17 protein-coding genes and 1 other RNA gene are annotated in these 18,513 nt (G+C 45.2%); 4 read left to right on the top strand and 14 right to left on the bottom strand.

Annotated elements, in window-relative coordinates:
• Position 1: 1 nt before the first annotated feature.
• The 3 genes from BCOA_RS28675 to BCOA_RS35700 all read right to left on the bottom strand — a co-directional run bounded on the left by BCOA_RS28675 (position 2) and on the right by BCOA_RS35700 (position 3,054).
• Entirely contained in the window at positions 2 to 772 is a 771-nt protein-coding gene (locus BCOA_RS28675; protein WP_014097490.1) for an IclR family transcriptional regulator, read from the bottom strand.
• A gap of 397 nt (positions 773 to 1,169) precedes the next feature.
• Positions 1,170 to 2,585, bottom strand: a complete 1,416-nt coding sequence (locus BCOA_RS28670) for an ISLre2-like element ISBco6 family transposase (RefSeq protein WP_014095994.1) — start codon at positions 2,583 to 2,585, stop codon at positions 1,170 to 1,172.
• 196 nt (positions 2,586 to 2,781) lie between these two features.
• Positions 2,782 to 3,054 (bottom strand): fumarylacetoacetate hydrolase family protein, encoded by a 273-nt coding sequence (locus BCOA_RS35700; RefSeq protein WP_196491394.1) that lies wholly within the window; start codon positions 3,052 to 3,054, stop codon positions 2,782 to 2,784.
• A gap of 537 nt (positions 3,055 to 3,591) precedes the next feature.
• Here BCOA_RS35700 and BCOA_RS28660 point away from each other — a divergent pair.
• Positions 3,592 to 4,791: a S53 family peptidase gene (locus BCOA_RS28660; protein WP_014097488.1), complete on the top strand. Its 1,200-nt coding sequence runs from the start codon at positions 3,592 to 3,594 to the stop codon at positions 4,789 to 4,791.
• Between the two features lie 90 nt (positions 4,792 to 4,881).
• Here the strand turns inward: BCOA_RS28660 and BCOA_RS28655 are convergent, their stop codons facing one another.
• The 4 genes from BCOA_RS28655 to BCOA_RS28645 form a co-directional block, all read right to left on the bottom strand.
• Complete coding sequence (locus BCOA_RS28655; protein WP_014097487.1) at positions 4,882 to 5,103, bottom strand: YdbC family protein; 222 nt, start codon at positions 5,101 to 5,103, stop codon at positions 4,882 to 4,884.
• A gap of 110 nt (positions 5,104 to 5,213) precedes the next feature.
• The gene (locus BCOA_RS28650; RefSeq protein ID WP_035184093.1) at positions 5,214 to 5,501 is read right to left on the bottom strand and encodes a hypothetical protein; all 288 of its coding nucleotides are present in this window, start codon (positions 5,499 to 5,501) and stop codon (positions 5,214 to 5,216) included.
• A 70-nt stretch (positions 5,502 to 5,571) separates the two neighbouring features.
• Positions 5,572 to 5,934, bottom strand: a transfer-messenger RNA (tmRNA) gene (gene ssrA, locus BCOA_RS34720).
• Between the two features lie 345 nt (positions 5,935 to 6,279).
• Positions 6,280 to 6,630: a hypothetical protein gene (locus tag BCOA_RS28645; RefSeq protein WP_014097486.1), complete on the bottom strand. Its 351-nt coding sequence runs from the start codon at positions 6,628 to 6,630 to the stop codon at positions 6,280 to 6,282.
• 477 nt (positions 6,631 to 7,107) lie between these two features.
• Here BCOA_RS28645 and BCOA_RS35390 point away from each other — a divergent pair, with 477 nt between their 5' ends.
• From BCOA_RS35390 to BCOA_RS28630, 3 genes are all read left to right on the top strand, one after another.
• On the top strand, positions 7,108 to 7,635 hold the full coding sequence (locus tag BCOA_RS35390; RefSeq protein ID WP_014097485.1) for a hypothetical protein: 528 nt from the start codon (positions 7,108 to 7,110) through the stop codon (positions 7,633 to 7,635).
• Between the two features lie 269 nt (positions 7,636 to 7,904).
• Complete coding sequence (locus BCOA_RS35615; RefSeq protein WP_258434680.1) at positions 7,905 to 8,231, top strand: hypothetical protein; 327 nt, start codon at positions 7,905 to 7,907, stop codon at positions 8,229 to 8,231.
• A 211-nt stretch (positions 8,232 to 8,442) separates the two neighbouring features.
• The gene (locus BCOA_RS28630; RefSeq protein WP_014097483.1) at positions 8,443 to 9,360 is read left to right on the top strand and encodes an Rpn family recombination-promoting nuclease/putative transposase; all 918 of its coding nucleotides are present in this window, start codon (positions 8,443 to 8,445) and stop codon (positions 9,358 to 9,360) included.
• Positions 9,361 to 9,559: 199 nt separating this feature from the next.
• Here the strand turns inward: BCOA_RS28630 and smpB are convergent, their stop codons facing one another.
• The 7 genes from smpB to tpiA form a co-directional block, all read right to left on the bottom strand.
• Positions 9,560 to 10,024, bottom strand: a complete 465-nt coding sequence (smpB, locus tag BCOA_RS28625; protein ID WP_014097481.1) for an SsrA-binding protein SmpB — start codon at positions 10,022 to 10,024, stop codon at positions 9,560 to 9,562.
• A gap of 39 nt (positions 10,025 to 10,063) precedes the next feature.
• Positions 10,064 to 12,352, bottom strand: coding sequence for a ribonuclease R (rnr, locus tag BCOA_RS28620; protein ID WP_014097480.1), 2,289 nt, complete (start codon positions 12,350 to 12,352; stop codon positions 10,064 to 10,066).
• A gap of 27 nt (positions 12,353 to 12,379) precedes the next feature.
• Entirely contained in the window at positions 12,380 to 13,129 is a 750-nt protein-coding gene (locus tag BCOA_RS28615) for an alpha/beta hydrolase (RefSeq protein ID WP_014097479.1), read from the bottom strand.
• Positions 13,130 to 13,323: 194 nt separating this feature from the next.
• Positions 13,324 to 13,557, bottom strand: a complete 234-nt coding sequence (gene secG, locus BCOA_RS28610) for a preprotein translocase subunit SecG (protein WP_014097478.1) — start codon at positions 13,555 to 13,557, stop codon at positions 13,324 to 13,326.
• A 1,136-nt stretch (positions 13,558 to 14,693) separates the two neighbouring features.
• Complete coding sequence (gene eno, locus BCOA_RS28605) at positions 14,694 to 15,989, bottom strand: phosphopyruvate hydratase (RefSeq protein ID WP_014097476.1); 1,296 nt, start codon at positions 15,987 to 15,989, stop codon at positions 14,694 to 14,696.
• A gap of 228 nt (positions 15,990 to 16,217) precedes the next feature.
• The gene (gpmI, locus tag BCOA_RS28600) at positions 16,218 to 17,753 is read right to left on the bottom strand and encodes a 2,3-bisphosphoglycerate-independent phosphoglycerate mutase (protein ID WP_014097475.1); all 1,536 of its coding nucleotides are present in this window, start codon (positions 17,751 to 17,753) and stop codon (positions 16,218 to 16,220) included.
• Positions 17,746 to 18,507, bottom strand: coding sequence for a triose-phosphate isomerase (gene tpiA / locus BCOA_RS28595; protein WP_014097474.1), 762 nt, complete (start codon positions 18,505 to 18,507; stop codon positions 17,746 to 17,748). The genes gpmI and tpiA overlap by 8 nt, the downstream gene beginning before the upstream one ends.
• Positions 18,508 to 18,513 lie beyond the last annotated feature (6 nt).

Raw genomic sequence — 18,513 nt, 5'->3', positions numbered from 1 at the left:
ATTAGCCATTCAATTTGCTTTCAATTTTTTGTCGTGCCTCTAAGATGCTTGTAATCATTTTTTGCTTCTTTTCTTCTGTGATCCGGAACCGCGGGGCACTAACGCTCATCATGCCTTCGATCTTTCCGTTCCGCTTGATAACCACCGCAATACAGTAAATATCTTTTTCATTTTCTTGGTTGTCAATTGCATACCCACGCTGTTTGACTTCCTGGAGATCTTGAATCAGTTTTTCCGGGTCCGTAATCGTGTTTTCAGTCCTTTTTTCAATCGTAATCCGGGACAAATAATCACGCACATCTTTCTCGCTCTGTTCAGCCAAGTACGCTTTTCCCATCGCAGAACAATACAGCGGCAGCGTATGCCCGACCTGCGAGCTTAAAATGATTTGCCCTTTTCCGTTCAGCTTTTTCACGTACACCACATGATCCTGTTCATAAATACCAAGGTGGACGGTTTCGCCAATGGTGTCATTCAGTTCTTCGAGCACCGCTTCCGCCACGTTTACAATATTAAAAGATTTGCGGGCGGTTTCCCCGTAACGGATAAGCGCGGTACCGAGCGTATATTTCTTTGTCTCTTCATCCCGTTTCACAAAATCAATCGAGCAAAGGGTATTTAAAATTTTTAAGACCGTGGATTTGCTCGTATTTAAAGCCGTGCAAATTTCCTGCAGGCTCACCGGGTCCACCCGGTATTCCAGATAGTCCAGTATATCTTTCGCACGGATCAGCACCGTGCCGTACGGTTTTTTTTCCGTTGTCGTCTCCATCTTTTTATGCTCCCGTCTTTTTGAAGTAGCCAAATAAGAAACTTTGAATACCCTCTTTATAACATAATTTAAAAAGGTTGTAAAACGGGACGTGATGGATGTATGTGTCAAGTTTTTCTCGACAAGGTTTAAATATCGGGTATTCCAAGACACTCTTTTTGTACACTTTCGGCTACCGTGCTTTACTTGCTCGGTGTAATTTTCGGAAAAGATGTAATATTTCCGTATAAAGATGGATAACGGGGATGTTGAGGCGCGCGAAATTCACTCGCTTTCCGCGGGCGGCCGGCGAGCCTCCTCGCTCGTACCTCGCTGCGGGGTCTTTCCTGGCTCGCTTTTCCCGCAGGAGTCTCGTAAATTTCGCGCGCCTCAACGATCAGTCCCCACTGAGCCAGGCTTAAAACGAAAGCTCTAATATTTTGCTTAAATGTCCCATTGCCGATGAACTGCTTGAATGCAGGGCAACTGATCCGTGCTTTACGCCCACTGACGGGCGTACAGGCTGCTTGAGTAGTTGAGACATCCTGATGAATTGTTTCAAGTTCCGTTGCTTTCTCTCGCTTCTTGAACGGTGTTTCAGATAGGCTTCTCTCAATGTCCCATTGAGTATGCCTTGTTTGATTTTCACCATGGCTTCTGCGCCAAGTTCACTCCAATGCATGCCCCTTTTTTTCATCCTGAAGGAGATATGCCTTTGATTCGATTCCATCGCTCCTAGGCCTCTCGCACCTTCCGGCACGTTTTTCACCCTGTCTCTCCAGTCAAAAATGCGGTCCCAGTTTTTCAAGATATACGAACGGAATTCCTTGATTTTCTTGAGAGCCTTTTTATCCGTCAAGGTGCTTTCGTGCGTATCCAAATATAACGTGAATTGGTCCAGGTCATGCGTTCTAATCGCTTTTCTAATTTGCTCCTTGATCTCGCTCTTTCCGCCCCCAAATGTCCTTATGATGGCTTGTGCAACGTGGTAGGTATCCAGCTGGTTGAGCACCGGAAATTCCGACTGTGAGAAAGCTGTTTGAAACCGTTCAGCTGTGTATCCCGCACCTCCATCACTGTTTGTAATGACATGCGTTTTTTCGAGGGAGTAGGTGTTGGCAGCTGTGGCTTGGACTTCATCCCAAAATGTCTGAATGTCTTCCGTCGTCATGATGACTGTGGGCTGACGCAGGGAGACCCTTTTACCATTGGTTTCCCATCCCTCATAGAGAATGGCGTGGTGGACTTCCATACTCTGTTTCTTTTTTAGTCCCCGAACGAATACACCATCTGCTTCAGAAAACAGGTAGTCTACCTTCTTCCCCTCAGGCAGGGAAACAGCTATTTCTAGCTCTTCTACAAGTGCCTTATCGGCTTCCGCCTGAGTTTTCCCTACGTGTTTTACCATGTTCCCTACAGTTGTGTGACTAAGACTCACTGCTGTCCACTCTTTTAAAATATCAGCTACTTCCCGATAGGTGTTCTCACTTGCCAACTCTGCCACCTTTAATTCCACTAACGGGCTGTATCGTTGGTGTGGTACCAGCCCTAACCATTCATCCAGAGGATAATGGGAATTTCCTCTCTTGTCATGCATTAATGAGCGTTTAAAGGTCACACTTCCAAATAGAAACTGAATGTTTCTGTTATCACTCCGGCAGTACACCCAGCCCTCCTCTAACTTCTCCTGTTTAATTGTTTTATCTAACTCTTCAAATATTTCCCCAACCCATTGTGTAAAAGCCTTCTGCATCAGAAGTTTAAGCTGTTCTTCAAATTCGATAAGACTCTTTGTATCCTTTAATAATCCAGCAATTATTGATATAATATCCATGGGAAGACCTCTCTCTCTAGATGTTCATCTTGAAGTGTACAATTAGATGATAGAGCGTCTTCCCATTTTTTTCCACTCATTTGCCCCTTCGAGTAAAATTTTACACATACCATGTCTGTAGTTGCATGTTGCATGACTTCGCCGTTCAATCGTGTTTCCAGTGTCAGCACATCCCCGTCTTGGATTTCATCTTTTGTCACCATCCAAGCCCTAATGCCCCTGTCCTTTCAAAGTTTTTACCTGATCCCCATTGGAAAGTGTGTTGTTGCCAGTCACGAACCGAGCCGTCATTGTAAATAGGATAACCTGCAATATATTCAAAAGCTTTTTCTTCAGGAGTTCTTCTTCCGTTCTTGCCTATTACAACTGCAATTTCAACTTCATAATCGAGCTTTATTTGATTAGCCGGCCTCTCACACCACTTATCCAGACTTCTGGATAACCCCGCCGTGCGTACGGTTCGGTACACGGAGTCTAAAGTTTACGATGGTACAGACAGATAATAATCCAGAAATTCTCTGCTTTTTCATCAACGCAGTGTCCTTTAGATCTTTCTATAAGACACTTCTCTGTTTTTTTCTTCACCCATTTGTTCTTTAAGTAAGCATGGTGTTAACCATAATATATTGATAAAATACGCTTCAATTCCTTGCCGGCAGATTTTAAAAGTTCAATAGCTGTAAGCATTAGGATTCGGTATAGATTTTTACAGATTCGTTGAATGGGAAAAAAGCGCTATCATCAGGCTAATAGACTAGTTACATTTTACTATTTTTTTATTTTTTATGTAAATTCACCATATTTCGTCAATAATTTTATATTTCGCATGCTAAGATTGATTTTACTATTGATGTTGAAACAAGAAAAAAACCGCCGCAACAGGATACGTGGTATTCCCCGCAATCTATGATTCTTCCATCCTTCAACAAAAATAGCAGGTTCAAGCAAGGAGGTGAGGATTTTTTTCTTTTTTGCTGCCATTCTTACAAAATCAGGAGGGATCAAGTTGAAAAAACTGGTAAAAAAACTGGAAATTTGCTTTATTGCCGCATCGATTACGCTATTTGCGGGAACAGCTGCCACAGCCACGACTGCCAGTGCAAAAACAATAGCAGCAGCCGATAGGGTAAAAGGCTGGGTTGCACATCATCCGCTTCATTACAAACACAACTCAAACGGGATTCATCCAAATGCTGTCTCAACTGTTTACTCACCAGCACAAATCAAAAAGGCTTACGGCATTGATCAATTAAGCAAGACAGGTGCCGGCCAGACCATCGCGCTGATCGAAGCGTATGGCAGCCCGACCATTACCAGCGACCTCAACACGTTCGACCAGCAGTTCGGACTTCCAAGCGCCAACATTGAAGTCGCTTATCCAGGCGGCAAACCTAAAAAAGACGAGGGTTGGGCGCTCGAAATAGCCCTTGATGTTGAATGGGCACACGCGCTTGCCCCGAGTGCAAAAATTATGGTAGTTGCTGCTAAATCCGCTTCAATCACTAATTTACTGGCAGCAGAAGATTACGCAACAAGTCATGGAGCAACCGTTGTCTCTAACAGCTGGGGAGGGTCAGAATTTTCAACCGAATCTTCCTATAACAGTCATTTTAATCATACCGGCATTACTTACCTCGCTTCTTCCGGAGATAACGGGAGTGGCAGTTCGTGGCCTGCATCCTCACCGAATGTTGTTGCGGTGGGCGGCACAACTTTAAATTTGACCAGCGCTGGCCAGTACGGTAGTGAATCTGCATGGTCAGGTTCTGGAGGGGCTACCAGCACTTACGAAAGCCGGCCTTCCTATCAATCCGGTTGGACAAGTATCGTCGGCGCAAAACGCGGTATCCCGGATGTATCTTTTGATGCGGATCCGAACACAGGTGTCTATGTCTACTCCAGCACAAAAGACAATGGCCAATCCGGCTGGTTCCAAGTTGGCGGAACAAGCTTTAGTGCACCTGCCTGGGGAGCGCTCATCGCACTGGCAAATGAAGGACGCACGCAATCCTTATCAAGTGCACAAGTCCTTAGCACTGTTTATAATACCGCCGGCACAACCGGAAGCAGCGGCTATACTGCGAATTACCATGATATTCAAACCGGAAGCAACGGTTATGCCGCAGCAGCCGGTTATGATCTCGTCACCGGCATCGGTAGCCCGATTGCAGATAAAATTGTGCCAGCACTTTCATTAACAAAATAAAAATCCTGAGGCTGTCCCGAAAGCAGGATCGGGACAGCCGTACTGAAAAGAAGCCGCCCAAATGACGTTTCAGACTTTTAAGAGCATCCTTTATAATTCCATCTGATTCAGTAAGTCCTTCAGCGCCTTCAGTTCATCCGTATTCAGCGTAATCCCTTTCCCCATTTTCTCATGTTCCGGCGCCCAGTCACGCAGATCAAATTTCGGCGCCTTTCCGTTCCAGCTGACTAAGTTCAGTTCTTTTGTCCATCCTTTTGGAGATTCAGAAATTGTTCCGATTGTTTCTTTGATTTCATATTTAAAATCTGCCATGTCAATGACCACCTTTTCCCATCATAAAAATTTGGAACCTTACTTTAATAGTGCAGGATTCCGGTCTGGAAATCAATACGGTTCTCATCACATTTTTATGTTCAAAAGTATTAATATTGACTTTCAATCCTGCTGACTTGGCTGCCTGGCTGTTTTAACTGCATTGCCGAGCGTTGGGTTCCACCGTATGATTTGCCTGCGTCATTTGCAGGAATTACTGCAATCTTAAGATTAACGTAATTGGCGCCGGAATTTTTTAATAGATTCATAAAACTGGAGAAAGTTTGCTTGTGCAAAACATTGTTGACAACATCTTGCACAAGCGTACCGCCCATTCCCGTACATAAAATGAATGCAAAAAGTTTTCCAAAACGCCTGTTTTCTTCCCTATTCTCCACAAAAAAAAGCCCGCAAACCCAGTCATATCAAGGGTTCACGGATTTTTTATCCCGTTCTTTATTTTTCTTAAAATGGAGACGGTGGGAGTCGAACCCACGTCCAGAAATATCGCCACTCAAGCGTCTACGAGCGTAGCCGATATATTCGCATTTCGCGCAGCCATCTGCCTATCGGCGGGCGTCCGGTGCGCTAGCCTGATTGGTCTCTTCCTTCGTCCCCAGGCGGAGGACAGCCGGCGTATCCCACTGAAGTTGAGACCCTTACCCTACCACGTGGGCGATGGAGGGAGGATCCGCTTAGCGCTTATTAGGCAGCTAAAGCGAGTTTAGTGTTAGATTTGCCAGTTATTTTTAGGCGTTGCGTTGTTACGGGGACGACCCCCCGGCTCGCAACTTGAGCTCGATCTATCCCTGTCGAATCCGTAACGTCCCCGATATAAAAGGGCGCTTCAGATTTTACTTATTACTGGTCTTGCATATCCTATTATAACATGAATTCCGCAAGATGCAATTGATCAATTTTCCCGTACGTGTAAAGTTTTTCTAGTTTTCAAATGAGCTGAATAAGAGATGAAGATTTGTTACGTCATGATCCATTGCAATCTTATATCCCACACCTTTTCTTTCGTTGTCGGTAATCCGCTAGTTAAAAATTCATTCTCGGAGGCTTTTTCAGAAGGTCTTTCTCAATCATTAAAAATCTCGATCGTACGGAAAGAATGGTAGCGGGTCAACAGGCGCACATAAAAACATCCGGCAAATGCGGAGTGCATGTCCTTTAATCTCTCAGCATATTCAAAATATGATTAATTTTAGTATCATGCCTGCCGGTTTTTCCACTTAGAAATTCGATATCGCCTTTTACGCCTTTCAGTTCATTTGAAACAACAGTAAAAACTTTTTTGTGCTCTTCCAGTTTATCATTTGTAAATTTAAAATTGCTTCGTAATTCTAACGTAAGATTGTCAACTTTGGTTTCGATGCGTTCCTGGCCTGCTTTTAAGCCGGAGACATCACTTTCCAATCGATCCTGGCCTGCTTTTAAGCTGGAGACGTCGTTCTTTAAACCGGAGACATCACTTTTTAAATCCTTTAGTTCACTAAGAATTTGCTTCAAAATTTCATCCATCGTCTTTCCCCCTTTGTTGCGGATAGGATAAGTATAACATAGAGGCTATTTTCTTTACTATACCCTATATTTACACTTCACTGATCTATCTTTCGTGTCTTTGGCAAGCGGGATGATTATTTTCTTAAAAAGGAAGAAGCCAAGTGGCAACCAACCTGGCCGTTATGGTCCTGTAGCTTAATTCCGCCGTTTGACGAGGATTAAACCGCTGATGCCACCAATGAAGGGAAATATCATTATAGGAAAAAACTGTGTTGGTAACCCCTTTATCTTTTTGATCGGTTTCATTTCCAATTCTGTTGCCCCTTCAGCATATCGTTCACAGCATTTTTACCGTCCTAGTAGTTGGTCCACTGTACCAATTAGAATACTATGAAAGCATTCTCATATAATGACAATTTAGAAAAAAGACTGTGCCGCGTTTTCCTGACAGTATGATACAGCAGAAAATACATACAATACCTATAGGTGAAAATAATGAATGAAAGAAAACTGTATAAGTCCCCCCTTTCTGCCCTGCTGTGGTCGGCTGCCTTTCCGGGCTTCGGGCAGCTTTACAACGGTGATTATTTTATCGGATTTCTGCTCATGCTTTGTACGGCAGCCATCAATTTCGGTTCGAACCTGAATATGTCGGTTTACGTTGCGTTTAAAGGAAATTTTGGCCTGGCCAGCGAACGATTCCATCCCGAGTGGGGGATTTTTTTCCCTGCCGTTTACTGCTTCTCCCTGTGGCAAGCCTTTAACCAGTCGGTATCCATTAACCGGAGATTGGCATCATTAGGGGTAAAAAAGCCAAAAAAAGCAACACATTTAACCGGTTTCTTTTTCGGCATGTTGGCGGGTTTCAACTTTGGCCTCTTCTGGCATTTCTCTTTTTTCAGGTTGCTCGGATGTTTGCGTGTTCTCGATTTGCCAGTGATTAACGGGCTAGTGATCGGTTCTATTTGTGCCGCCTTGGGCCACTGGATTGAGTCTCTTTGTGATAAACACGATAAAAAGTAGATCCTTTAGCGTTTCGTACATACTCAACAAGAAATAAAAAAGAAATTGAAATAAAGGAAGTATGCTTTTTGGAAAAGCCAACAAATTATAAGTCCCCGGTTGCGGCACTCTTGTGGTCTTTTGCATTGCCTGGATTTGGTCAATTTTATAACGGTGACTATTTGCTCGGTTTTCTTTTTATGGCTTTGGAATTGACCATTAACCATCAGTCCCGTTTGAATTTGGCCATTATTTATGCATTCCAAGAGAACTTTGAAAATGGGCATCATGTGATTAATTATGAATGGGGCATGTTTTATCCATCCGTACTCTGTTTTTGTCTTTGGCAAGCTTTTAACCGGGCAAAAGAAATCAATTGGCATTTGGAACAGAAAGGGATTTCACCTCCAAAGAAAAAGGCCAGCCTCACAGGGATTCTATTTGGACTGGTTGTAGGAATGAATTTCGGCTTTTATTGGCATCATTTTTTCTTTTACGAAAAATTCCGCATGCTGCGCTTTCTTGATATTCCGGTTATGAACGCATTCGTTTTTGGGCTTATTTTTGCTTTATGGGTTATGGAATCGAAAAAATTTTTCGTTCGTCGAAAAAAGTAAAGTTCAATTAAAAGACTTGCAAGCAGTGGTACTTTCTTGATTCTGGTAACGGTAAAAAAAGCTCATTCTGCAGGGTAGTCTGAAGTTTTGAAAGCAGGGAGGCAAACAATGTGAAAGTCGGTTTTGTTTATAAAAAAAGATAAGCCGGTATTGAAAAACGAACGTTTGTCCTTTATAATAAAACTGAAAAATAAGAAAAGGAGTGCTGCCATTGGAACTGGTAATGGAAAAACATGCCGGTTATCACGTGCATGATCGTTTTTTTAAGGAGCTGATCCAAAACTTTTTTCAGGAGTTTATGGAGGCGTTTTTCCCGGATGTGTCAGCTGATCTCGACTACCGCCGGGTGCGGTTTTTGTCGCAGGAACAGTTTACGGACTTTCCGGGCGGTGAGCAAAAACGGGTTGATATTCTTGCCGAAACAAAGGTAAAAGGGAAAGACACGGTGATTCTCATCCATGTAGAGCCGCAGTCGTATTACGAGAAATCTTTTCCTGAACGCATGTTTCGTTATTACATGATGATCAATCTCCGGCACCGGAAACCGGTATTGCCGATTGCTGTTTTTAGTTATGAGGAGAAAACAGAAACCCCTGATACATACATCTTTGCGTTCCACAACATTGAAATTCTTCGTTTTCACTATTTATCCATTCATCTGATGAAACAAAATTGGAGAAATTATATCCGGAGCAACAACCCAGTTGCCGCAGCATTATTAAGCAAAATGGGGTATACAGAAAAAGAACGGGTGCAGGTCAAACTGGAGTTTCTGCGGATGCTGGCCCGGATGGAGCTTGACCCTGCAAAAATGAGGCTGCTATATGGTTTCTTTGATTATTATTTAAAATTGAACGAAAAAGAGGAGGCGGAAGTAATGGAAAACATTAAAATGCTGGATCCGAACGAAGCAGAGCAAGTATTAAAGCTGCCGAATTCTTACTTTGACCGCGGGTATAAGAAGGGGAAAGAGGAAGGAAGAGAAGAAGAGAGAAAAGAATTGCTGCAAACGATTCCAATTGCCATCAAAATGTTGCTTTCGGGTATGGATCTTCAATTAATTGTAGAAAAAACCGGTCTGAGCCAGACGGAAGTGGAAAAAATAAAACAGCAACTGGAGAATTTATAAGATGGAAGTCAGGCTCCCTGGTGAGGATGGAAAAGAAGTTGTCTTAGACTTGCCAAATGCAACAGTTGGAACAATGGCAAGGCAAAAGCCGTTAGACCCCTCTTTCCCTCAATTGAAAAAGCCATTTCTTAAGGGAAGCGCGCAATCTTCAATCCGGCGCTTTCCCTTTTTTCGCTCAAAGAGCCGTCATCCTGTTTTTCTAGTGCTGGCGTGCTTTAAAGGCACGTTCAATCTCGCGGGCGGCTTCTTTCTTCTTCAGGGATTCACGCTTGTCATAATTCTTTTTCCCGCGGGCCAGGCCGACGAGCACTTTTGCATACCCATTTTTAATATAGATTTTGAGCGGGATTAAAGCATAACCTTTCTCTTTTGTCACACCGGCCAGCCGGTCAATTTCTTTCTTGTGCAGCAAAATTTTCCGCGGGCGGAGCGGGTCATGATTGTACCGGTTTCCCTGCTCGTACGGGCTGATGTGCATCCCGTAGACAAAGACTTCCCCATTTTCCACACGGGCAAACGAATCACGCAAATTTACACGGCCAGCCCGGATCGATTTGATTTCTGTCCCCTGCAGAACAATGCCTGCTTCATATGTTTCTTCGATAAAATAATCATGGCTTGCTTTCTTGTTTTGCGCCAGCACTTTCCCTTCGCCTTTTGGCATTTCATTTCCCCTCCGGTGAAGGCAGCCGAAAAAATCCGGTTACCTTCGATTTGCTTTTTTCTTTTTCGGCGGCCTCGTCGCCCAGTCTTCGTCGGCATGGTGCGATTTTTGCGGCCTAGTAGAATGGGTGCCGCGCACTTTGACGATCTTTTTCGGGCGTTCTTCTGTTTTTTCTCGGCGGTTGTTTTGCATGCCGACAATTTCAAAATCAATATTGTGTTCGTCTTTGTTCACATTGAGCACGCGGACGCGGATCTCATCACCAATGCGGAATACATTTCCTGTCCGTTCGCCGATCATGGCATATTGCCGCTCATTGTAATGGTAATAGTCATCTGTCATATAGCTGACATGGACAAGCCCTTCAATCGTGTTCGGCAGTTCGACAAACATGCCGAAATTCGTAACTGAGCTGATAATCCCGTCGAATTCTTCCCCGATTTTGTCTTCCATAAATTCGGCTTTTTTCAGCTCATCCGTATCCCGTTCAGCTTCTACTGCTCGGCGTTCCATTTTCGAGGCATGGTCCGCAATTTCCGGCAGTAATGCTTTCCATTTTTCTTTCGTCTTTTCATCCAATTTTCCGCTGATCAAATACGTGCGGATCAGCCGGTGGACAATCAGGTCCGGATAACGGCGGATCGGTGAGGTGAAATGTGTGTAAAATTTCGTTGATAAGCCGAAGTGGCCAATGCATTCCGGATCGTACTTCGCCTGCTGCATCGACCGCAGCATGACCGTCGACACGACCATTTCCTCAGGCCGTCCGGAAACCGTATCAATGATTTCCTGCAACGCACGCGGATGCACTGAATTGGCTGTACCGCGTACGATCAGACCAAAATTGGTAATAAATTCAAAGAACCGCTGCAGTTTCTCCGCTTTCGGCTCTTCGTGGATCCGGTAAATAAACGGCACGTCCAGCCAGTAAAAATGTTCGGCAACCGTTTCGTTGGCAGCAAGCATAAATTCCTCGATCAGCTTTTCTGCAACCGACCGCTCACGCAACACAACATCCGTTGGTTTGCCCTTTTCATCGACAATGACTTTTGCTTCTTTAAAATCAAAATCAATAGCGCCGCGCTCCATCCTTTTTTTGCGCAAAATCTCCGCGAGTTCGGCCATTTGTTCAAACATTGGAACGAGCGGCTCATAGTGTTTTCTAAGCGCTTCGTCGCGGTCGACAAGGATTTTATTAACGTCCGCATACGTCATACGAGCGGTCGTTTTGATGATGCTTTCAAAAATTTCATGATTAACAACGCGGCCTGTTTCATCAATTTCCATTTCGCACGACAGCGTAAACCGGTTGACTTGTGGATTCAGGGAACAGATGCCGTTTGACAAACGGTGCGGGATCATCGGAATGACGCGGTCAACAAGGTACACGCTCGTCCCGCGTTCAAATGCTTCACGGTCAATCGGCGATCCTTCCGTTACATAATGGCTGACATCTGCAATATGGACGCCGAGCTTATAATGACCGTTTGCCAGTTTTTTCACGGTAACAGCATCGTCGAGATCTTTTGCATCAGCCCCATCAATCGTTACAATCATTTCCCCGCGCAAATCGCGACGGCTGCCAATTTCACTCTCATCAATTTCTTCCGGCACCCGGTTTGCCTGTTCGAGCACTTCTTCCGGAAAGGCTTGGGGCAGCCCATACTGATGGATAATCGACAAAATATCAACACCGGGATCATTTTTATGGCCAAGAATTTTGATGATTTCGCCTTCCGCATTTTTCGTGCCTTCCGGGTAGGCGGTAATATGGACAATCACTTTATGGCCTTCGACAGCACCGCCGTTTGCTGTTTTCGGTATAAAAATATCGCTGCCGAACCGTTTGTCATCGGGTACGACAAATCCGAAATGTTTGCTTTCGACGTATGTGCCGACAAGTTCTGTCTGGCCCCGCTCAAGAATACGCACAACGGTTCCTTCCTGGCGCTGGCCTGAGCTTTTGGTGGACACACGGACAATAACGGTGTCTCCATTTAACGCATGGTTAGTTTCATGCGGCGGGATAAAAATATCGTCCATCCCAGGCTCATCGGGGGCGACAAAAGCAAAACCTTTTGGATGGCCAATCAGTTTTCCCCGTACGAGATTCATTTTTTCCGGCAGGCCGTAACGGTTGCTTCGCGTGCGGACAATGAGGCCTTTTTCCTCCATATAAACGAGCACTTTCACAAATGCTTTAAACTCGGAAGAATCGTCAATACCGAACGCTTTTTCCAGTTCCTGAACCGTCAGCGGCTTGTACGTCTCTTCTTTCATATAAGATAAAATTTTTTCAACATCTTGCCGTAGTTGGTCTTGTTCCATTTATTTCCCTCCTTTTTCGGGAAAATTTTAAACCGACCAGTCAAGTGACTCCAGAAACGTGTACACATCTTCGTGAAGTTGATCTTTTTCGTCGTCGAGTGTAATAACATGGCCGGAGTTCTCATACCATTTGAGTTGCTTATGGTCTGTTTCCACTTCTGAATAAATAATATTGGCGCTTTCCGGGCGGATCATTTCGTCATGGCGCGCTTGTACGACAAAAACGGGCGCATAAATGTGATCGACATGGTTGCGCACATCCTGAATAAGCTCTTGCAGCGATTGCAGCGTATGCATCGGCGTCTTTTTGAATTCCCGCATTTCCTGTTCGATTTGCGCTTCGCTTTTCCCTTCGAACTGTTTGTATTTGCGGGCATACGCAACCACGCCTTCATACATCGTTTGCTCGCTTTTTATGTTCATGGGCGCGCACATGGTGATAATTCCCTTTACAGGTACAGTGTAACCCAATTTTAAGGAAAATACCCCGCCCAATGACAATCCGGCTACTGCAATTTCATGATACCCTTTTTCTTTTAATAACTGGTAGCCATTCATAACATCTTGCCACCAGTCGCTTGGACCCGTATGCAAAAGGTTTTCAGGCGGTACCCCGTGCCCTTTGTATTGCGGCGCATGGCAAGTGTATCCTTTTTTTTCAAGGAAGCGCCCGAGCATCCTGACGTCGGCGCTGCTTCCGGTAAATCCGTGCAAAAGCAGTACAGCCCTTTTGCCGGCTTCAAATAAAAACGGTTTTGGTGGTACAATTCTCATCATCCGTAAAAAACGCCTCTTTCCTGCTGTTTTTCTTTGGGGCCTTTGTTCATTTTATTTGTAACAAAGTCGTTTCGGAAATGCCAGCAATCCGCATAAAAATACCCGGCCTGGATTTTGGGACCGGGATGGAAGTCATAAAGTTTACAGGCATGTGCGGATAAGGCTTCTTTATAAGTTGCCTGATTTGCATACCCTTATAGGTTTATATATGCAAGTCCGATGGCCAGCAGGAAAAATAAAACAGCGAGCACAATCGTAATCCTGTGTAAAATCAGGTCAATTCCGCGCACTTTTTGTTTCCCGAAAAGCTGTTCAGCGCCGCCGGAAATGGCGCCGGACAATCCCGTGCTTTTCCCGGGCTGAAGCAGTATGACTGCAATCAACAGAATTGAATCGATGATTAGTAATGTTAATAACAATGTATGCACAACTGCACACCTCCTGAGACGGGCAATACCTAATCTTGAGTGTACCATATTGGGGGGCAGGGTTCAACTACATTGGAATAATTGTCCGAAAATGAACAGTATCTTATTGGTCCGGCCCCCGTTTTGTCTTTTATGGGCTCGATGATGAAGGATGTTTTTTGGTTTCCGGGTACCTGTTTTGTCTTACACGGGGCTAATGAAGAATATCTCTTTCATCCCGGCGCCTCGTTTTGTCTTTCATAAGCTTGATGAAGGACACTTCTCTGGTTATCGGTCCCTGTTTTGTCTTTCATAACCTTATTGAAGGACATTTCCTTGTTTCTCAGCCCGTGTTTTGTCTTTCATAGATCCAATGAAGGACATTTCTTTCGTCTCGGCTCCCCGTTTTGTCTTTCATGAACCCTATGAAGGACATTTCCTTCGTGCCGGCGCCTCTTTTTGTCTTTCATGAACCTTATGAAGGACATTTCCTTGTTTCTCAGCCCGTGTTTTGTCTTTCATAGATCCAATGAAGGACATTTCTTTCGCCCTGGTGCCTCATTTTGTCTTTCATAAGCTTGATGAAGGACACTTCTCTGGTTATCGATCCTTGTTTTGTCCTTCATGACCTTGTTGAAGGACATTTCCTTGTTTCTCAGCCCGTGTTTTGTCTTTCATAGATCCAATGAAGGACATTTCTTTCGTCCCGACTCCCCGTTTTGTCTTTCATGAACCCTATGAAGGACATTTTCTTCGTTCCAGAGCCTCGTTTTGTCCTTCATAAGCTCGATGAAGGACATTTTCTTCATCCAGGCGCCTCGTTTTGTCTTTCATAGGCCCAGTGAAGGACATTTTCTTCGTCCCGACTCCCCGTTTTGTCTTTCATGAACCCTATGAAGGACATTTCTTTCGCCCCGACTCCCCGTTTTGTCTTTCATGAACCCTATGAAGGACATTTCTTTCACCTCGGCCCCTCGTTTTGTCTTTCATAAGCCCCGTGAAGAACATTTCTCTAGTTACCGGTCCCTGTTTTGTCCTTCATGTCCCTCACCCCGTTCCGCGTTTTTGTCAGCCAGACGCAAAACGGATAGCCTCATTTTTCCCGTACAACCAAAAAACTGCCCGGTGAAAACCGGGCAGTCTGCAGCAGAATGGCATTATTTTTTCAAGTTGTAGAAAGTTTTCTTGCCAAGGAACTCGGCTGTTTCAGCCAATTCGTCTTCGATGCGGAGCAATTGGTTGTATTTTGCTACGCGGTCGGTACGGGATGGCGCACCTGTTTTGATTTGGCCGGCGTTTGTTGCAACGGCAATATCTGCAATGGTGCTGTCTTCTGTTTCGCCAGAACGGTGGGAAACAATTGCAGTATAGCCTGCACGTTTTGCCATTTCAATTGCATTGAAAGTTTCCGTCAAAGTACCGATTTGGTTTACTTTGATCAGAATGGAGTTGCTGATGCCTTCTTCAATACCGCGGGCAAGTTTTTCAGTATTGGTTACGAACAGGTCGTCGCCCACCAATTGGACTTTCTTGCCAAGGCGTTCTGTTAACATTTTGAAGCCTTCCCAGTCATTTTCATCCAAACCGTCTTCAATCGAAATGATTGGGTACTTCGAAATTAATTCTTCATACCAATTCACCATTTCTTCCGCACTCAGGACTTTGCCTTCGCCGGCTAAATGGTATTTATGGTCTTCGTCACTGTAAAGTTCGGAAGATGCAACGTCCATTGCAAGCAAAACTTGTTCGCCTGGTTTGTAGCCGGCTTTTTCGATGGCTTCAATAATGGTAGAAAGGGCTTCTTCATTCGATTTCAAGTTTGGTGCAAAACCGCCTTCGTCACCGACAGCAGTATTATAACCTTTCGCTTTTAAAACAGAACGCAGGTTGTGGAAAATTTCAGCACCCATGCGCAACGCTTCTTTGAAAGTCGGAGCGCCGGCAGGCATGATCATGAATTCCTGAATGTCCACGTTGTTGTCAGCATGCGCACCGCCGTTTAAGATGTTCATCATCGGAACCGGCAGTTGTTTTGCGTTGAATCCGCCAAGGTATTTGTACAAAGGCAAATCCAATTCGTTTGCTGCAGCACGGGCAACAGCAAGGGAAACGCCAAGGATGGCATTTGCGCCAAGTTTGCCTTTGTTCGGTGTGCCGTCAAGTTCGATCATTGCTTTATCAACGCCGACTTGGTCAAATACATCGTAACGGCCGATAATCGCTTCAGCGATCGTGTCGTTCACATTTTTAACAGCTGTTTCGACACCTTTACCGAGGAAACGGCTTTTGTCGTTGTCACGGAGTTCAACGGCTTCGTATTCACCTGTAGAGGCACCGCTTGGCACCAATGCGCGGCCAAAACCGCCGTCTTCTGTGTAAACTTCTACTTCAACAGTTGGGTTGCCGCGCGAGTCCAATACTTCGCGTGCATAAACATCAGATATTAAAGACATCTTCTTATCTCTCCTTTTTCAATGCATAAATGGGGTTTTCATCACTTTGCCCGGCACTTTCCAGGCATGGCGCTAAGGGCACGTCTGCGGGAAATTTTCCCGGCATGCCCCCGGGTGTCATCCCTTTCCATGCCGCAGCACCTTCCAGGCATGGCGCTCCCGTTTTTAGGGCGTCACTTTCAACGCATTTGGCCCGATTTTCCTTTTATCAGGCTTCCCCACACAGGGTCATTTTTTAATCAGGCTTGTGCCTGTCATTTCTTTCGGTTTTTCAATGTTCAGCAGATCAAGCATGGTCGGTGCCAAGTCGGCAAGAATACCGCCGTCACGCACTTCAACGCCTTTTTTCGTGATGATGACCGGAACCGGGTTTGTCGTATGGGCTGTCATCGGTTTGCCTTCCGGTGTCAGCACTTCATCCGAGTTACCGTGGTCCGCCGTGATAATGGCATAGCCGCCTTTTTCAAGGATCAGGTCCACGACTTTGCCGAGGCATTCATCGACTGCTTCGATCGCTTTAATGGTTGGTTCCAGCATGCCGGAGTGGCCGACCATATCCGGGTTTGCAAAGTTCAAAATGATGGCATCTTGTTTGTCATTCCGAATTTGCTCCAGCAAAGCATCCGTTACTTCATAGGCGCTCATTTCCGGTTGCAAGTCATATGTTGCTACTTTAGGGGAGTGAATTAAAATTCTTTCTTCCCCTGGAAAAGGTTCTTCACGCCCGCCGTTCATAAAGAACGTTACATGCGGATATTTTTCAGTTTCTGCAATCCGCAGCTGTTTTAACCCGTGCTGTGACAATACTTCGCCGATTGTATTGTCAAGGCCGACCGGTTTGAAGGCAACATAGCCTTTGACCGTTTCCGAAAAATGTGTCATGCAGACGAAGTACAAATCTTTCGGGTGATTCGGGCCGCGGTCAAATGCGCGGTAATCTTCGTTCGTAAAAGCATTTGAAATTTGGATGGCACGGTCAGGACGGAAGTTATAGAAAATGACCGAGTCATGATCCTGAACCGTTGCAACCGGTGATCCGTCTTCTTTTGTAATCACAGAAGGAATAACGAATTCATCAAAGATGCCATTTTTATAGGAATCTTCAATGACCGCCATTGGGTCCGGATATTTCGGACCTTCGCCGTATGCCATGGCGCGGTACGCTTTTTCCACACGGTCCCAGCGTTTGTCACGGTCCATGGAATAGTAACGGCCGGTAATCGTTGCAAATTCGCCGACACCGTATTCTTTAAATTTTTCTTCTGTTGCTTTGATGTATTTTTCCGCTGTTTTCGGGCCTACATCACGTCCGTCAAGGAAAGCATGGACGTACACTTTTTTCACACCTTGATCGGCTGCGAATTTCAGCAGCGCGAACATATGGCGGATATGGCTGTGCACGCCGCCGTCCGACAACAAGCCGAATAAGTGGAGGCTTGTCCCGTGTTTTTTCACGTTTTCAACCGCGCCGAGGAAGGTTTCGTTCTTTTCAAACTCGCCTTCGCGGATCGACATGTCTACGCGCGTCAAATTTTGGTAAACGATACGCCCTGCACCGATGTTTGTATGGCCGACTTCCGAGTTCCCCATCTGGCCGTCAGGAAGGCCGACGGATTCGCCGCTTGCGCCGAGTTGATTGTGCGGGAATTCCTTCCAGTAGCGGTCAAAATTTGGTTTTTTTGCTTGGGCTACAGCATTGCCGTATGTTTCTTTCCGGCAGCCGAAGCCGTCTAAAATGATTAATGCCACAGGTGCTTTACTCATGGCTTACCGCCTCCAATAATTGCAAATAAGATTGTGGGTCAAGGCTTGCACCGCCCACTAATGCGCCGTCAATATCCGGTTGTTCCATAAATTCTTTAATGTTGCCGGGTTTTACACTGCCGCCGTATTGAATTCGAACGCTGTCAGCAACATTCCGGCTGAATTGGTCCGCGATCACACTGCGGATATAGGCACAAACTTCGTTGGCATCTTCGGCAGTCGAAGATTTGCCTGTTCCGATTGCCCAGATGGGTTCATAGGCAACGACAACCTGTTTTGCCTCGTCGTCAGAAAGCCCGGCAAAAGCAGCTTTTACTTGCGATCCGACGATTTGTTTTGTTTCATTGTTTTCCCGTTGTGCCAGTGTTTCTCCCACGCAAACGATTGGTGTTAAATGATGGGCAAAAGCAGCTTTTACTTTCTTATTGACTGCTTCATCCGTTTCATTAAACATTTCACGGCGTTCAGAGTGTCCCAGGATGACATATTCAACATGCAAATCAGCGAGTGCAACCGGGCTGATCTCGCCTGTAAAAGCACCACTTTCTTCATAGTGCATGTTTTGGGCGCCAATTTTTACGCGGGTGCCTTTCGTTGCTTCCACCAGGCGTTCCAAAAAGAGCGCAGGCGCACATATGACGCTGTCGACAACAGATTCGCCAGGTACCGAATGTTTTACCTCTTCGGTAAAAGCCAGCGCTTCCGGCAAGGTTTTATTCATTTTCCAGTTCCCCGCAATGATCGGTTTACGCAATAAGGA

The sequence above is a fragment of the Heyndrickxia coagulans 36D1 genome, from assembly GCF_000169195.2.
GTDB classification, from domain to species: Bacteria; Bacillota; Bacilli; order Bacillales; family Bacillaceae_C; genus Weizmannia; species Weizmannia faecalis.
The sequence above is the reverse complement of the archived record's forward strand: the minus strand, read 5'-3'. Positions and strand labels throughout refer to the sequence as shown.

Excerpts from the sequence above, each read along its gene's own strand:
- eno (WP_014097476.1), bottom strand. The coding sequence starts at position 15,989 with ATGTCTTTAATATCTGATGTTTATGCACGCGAAGTATTGGACTCGCGC.
- BCOA_RS28655 (WP_014097487.1), bottom strand. The coding sequence starts at position 5,103 with ATGGCAGATTTTAAATATGAAATCAAAGAAACAATCGGAACAATTTCT.
- BCOA_RS35390 (WP_014097485.1), top strand. The coding sequence starts at position 7,108 with ATGAATGAAAGAAAACTGTATAAGTCCCCCCTTTCTGCCCTGCTGTGG.
- BCOA_RS28670 (WP_014095994.1), bottom strand. The coding sequence starts at position 2,585 with ATGGATATTATATCAATAATTGCTGGATTATTAAAGGATACAAAGAGT.
- BCOA_RS28645 (WP_014097486.1), bottom strand. The coding sequence starts at position 6,630 with ATGGATGAAATTTTGAAGCAAATTCTTAGTGAACTAAAGGATTTAAAA.
- gpmI (WP_014097475.1), bottom strand. The coding sequence starts at position 17,753 with ATGAGTAAAGCACCTGTGGCATTAATCATTTTAGACGGCTTCGGCTGC.
- BCOA_RS28675 (WP_014097490.1), bottom strand. The coding sequence starts at position 772 with ATGGAGACGACAACGGAAAAAAAACCGTACGGCACGGTGCTGATCCGT.
- rnr (WP_014097480.1), bottom strand. The coding sequence starts at position 12,352 with ATGGAACAAGACCAACTACGGCAAGATGTTGAAAAAATTTTATCTTAT.
- BCOA_RS28615 (WP_014097479.1), bottom strand. The coding sequence starts at position 13,129 with ATGATGAGAATTGTACCACCAAAACCGTTTTTATTTGAAGCCGGCAAA.
- smpB (WP_014097481.1), bottom strand. The coding sequence starts at position 10,024 with ATGCCAAAAGGCGAAGGGAAAGTGCTGGCGCAAAACAAGAAAGCAAGC.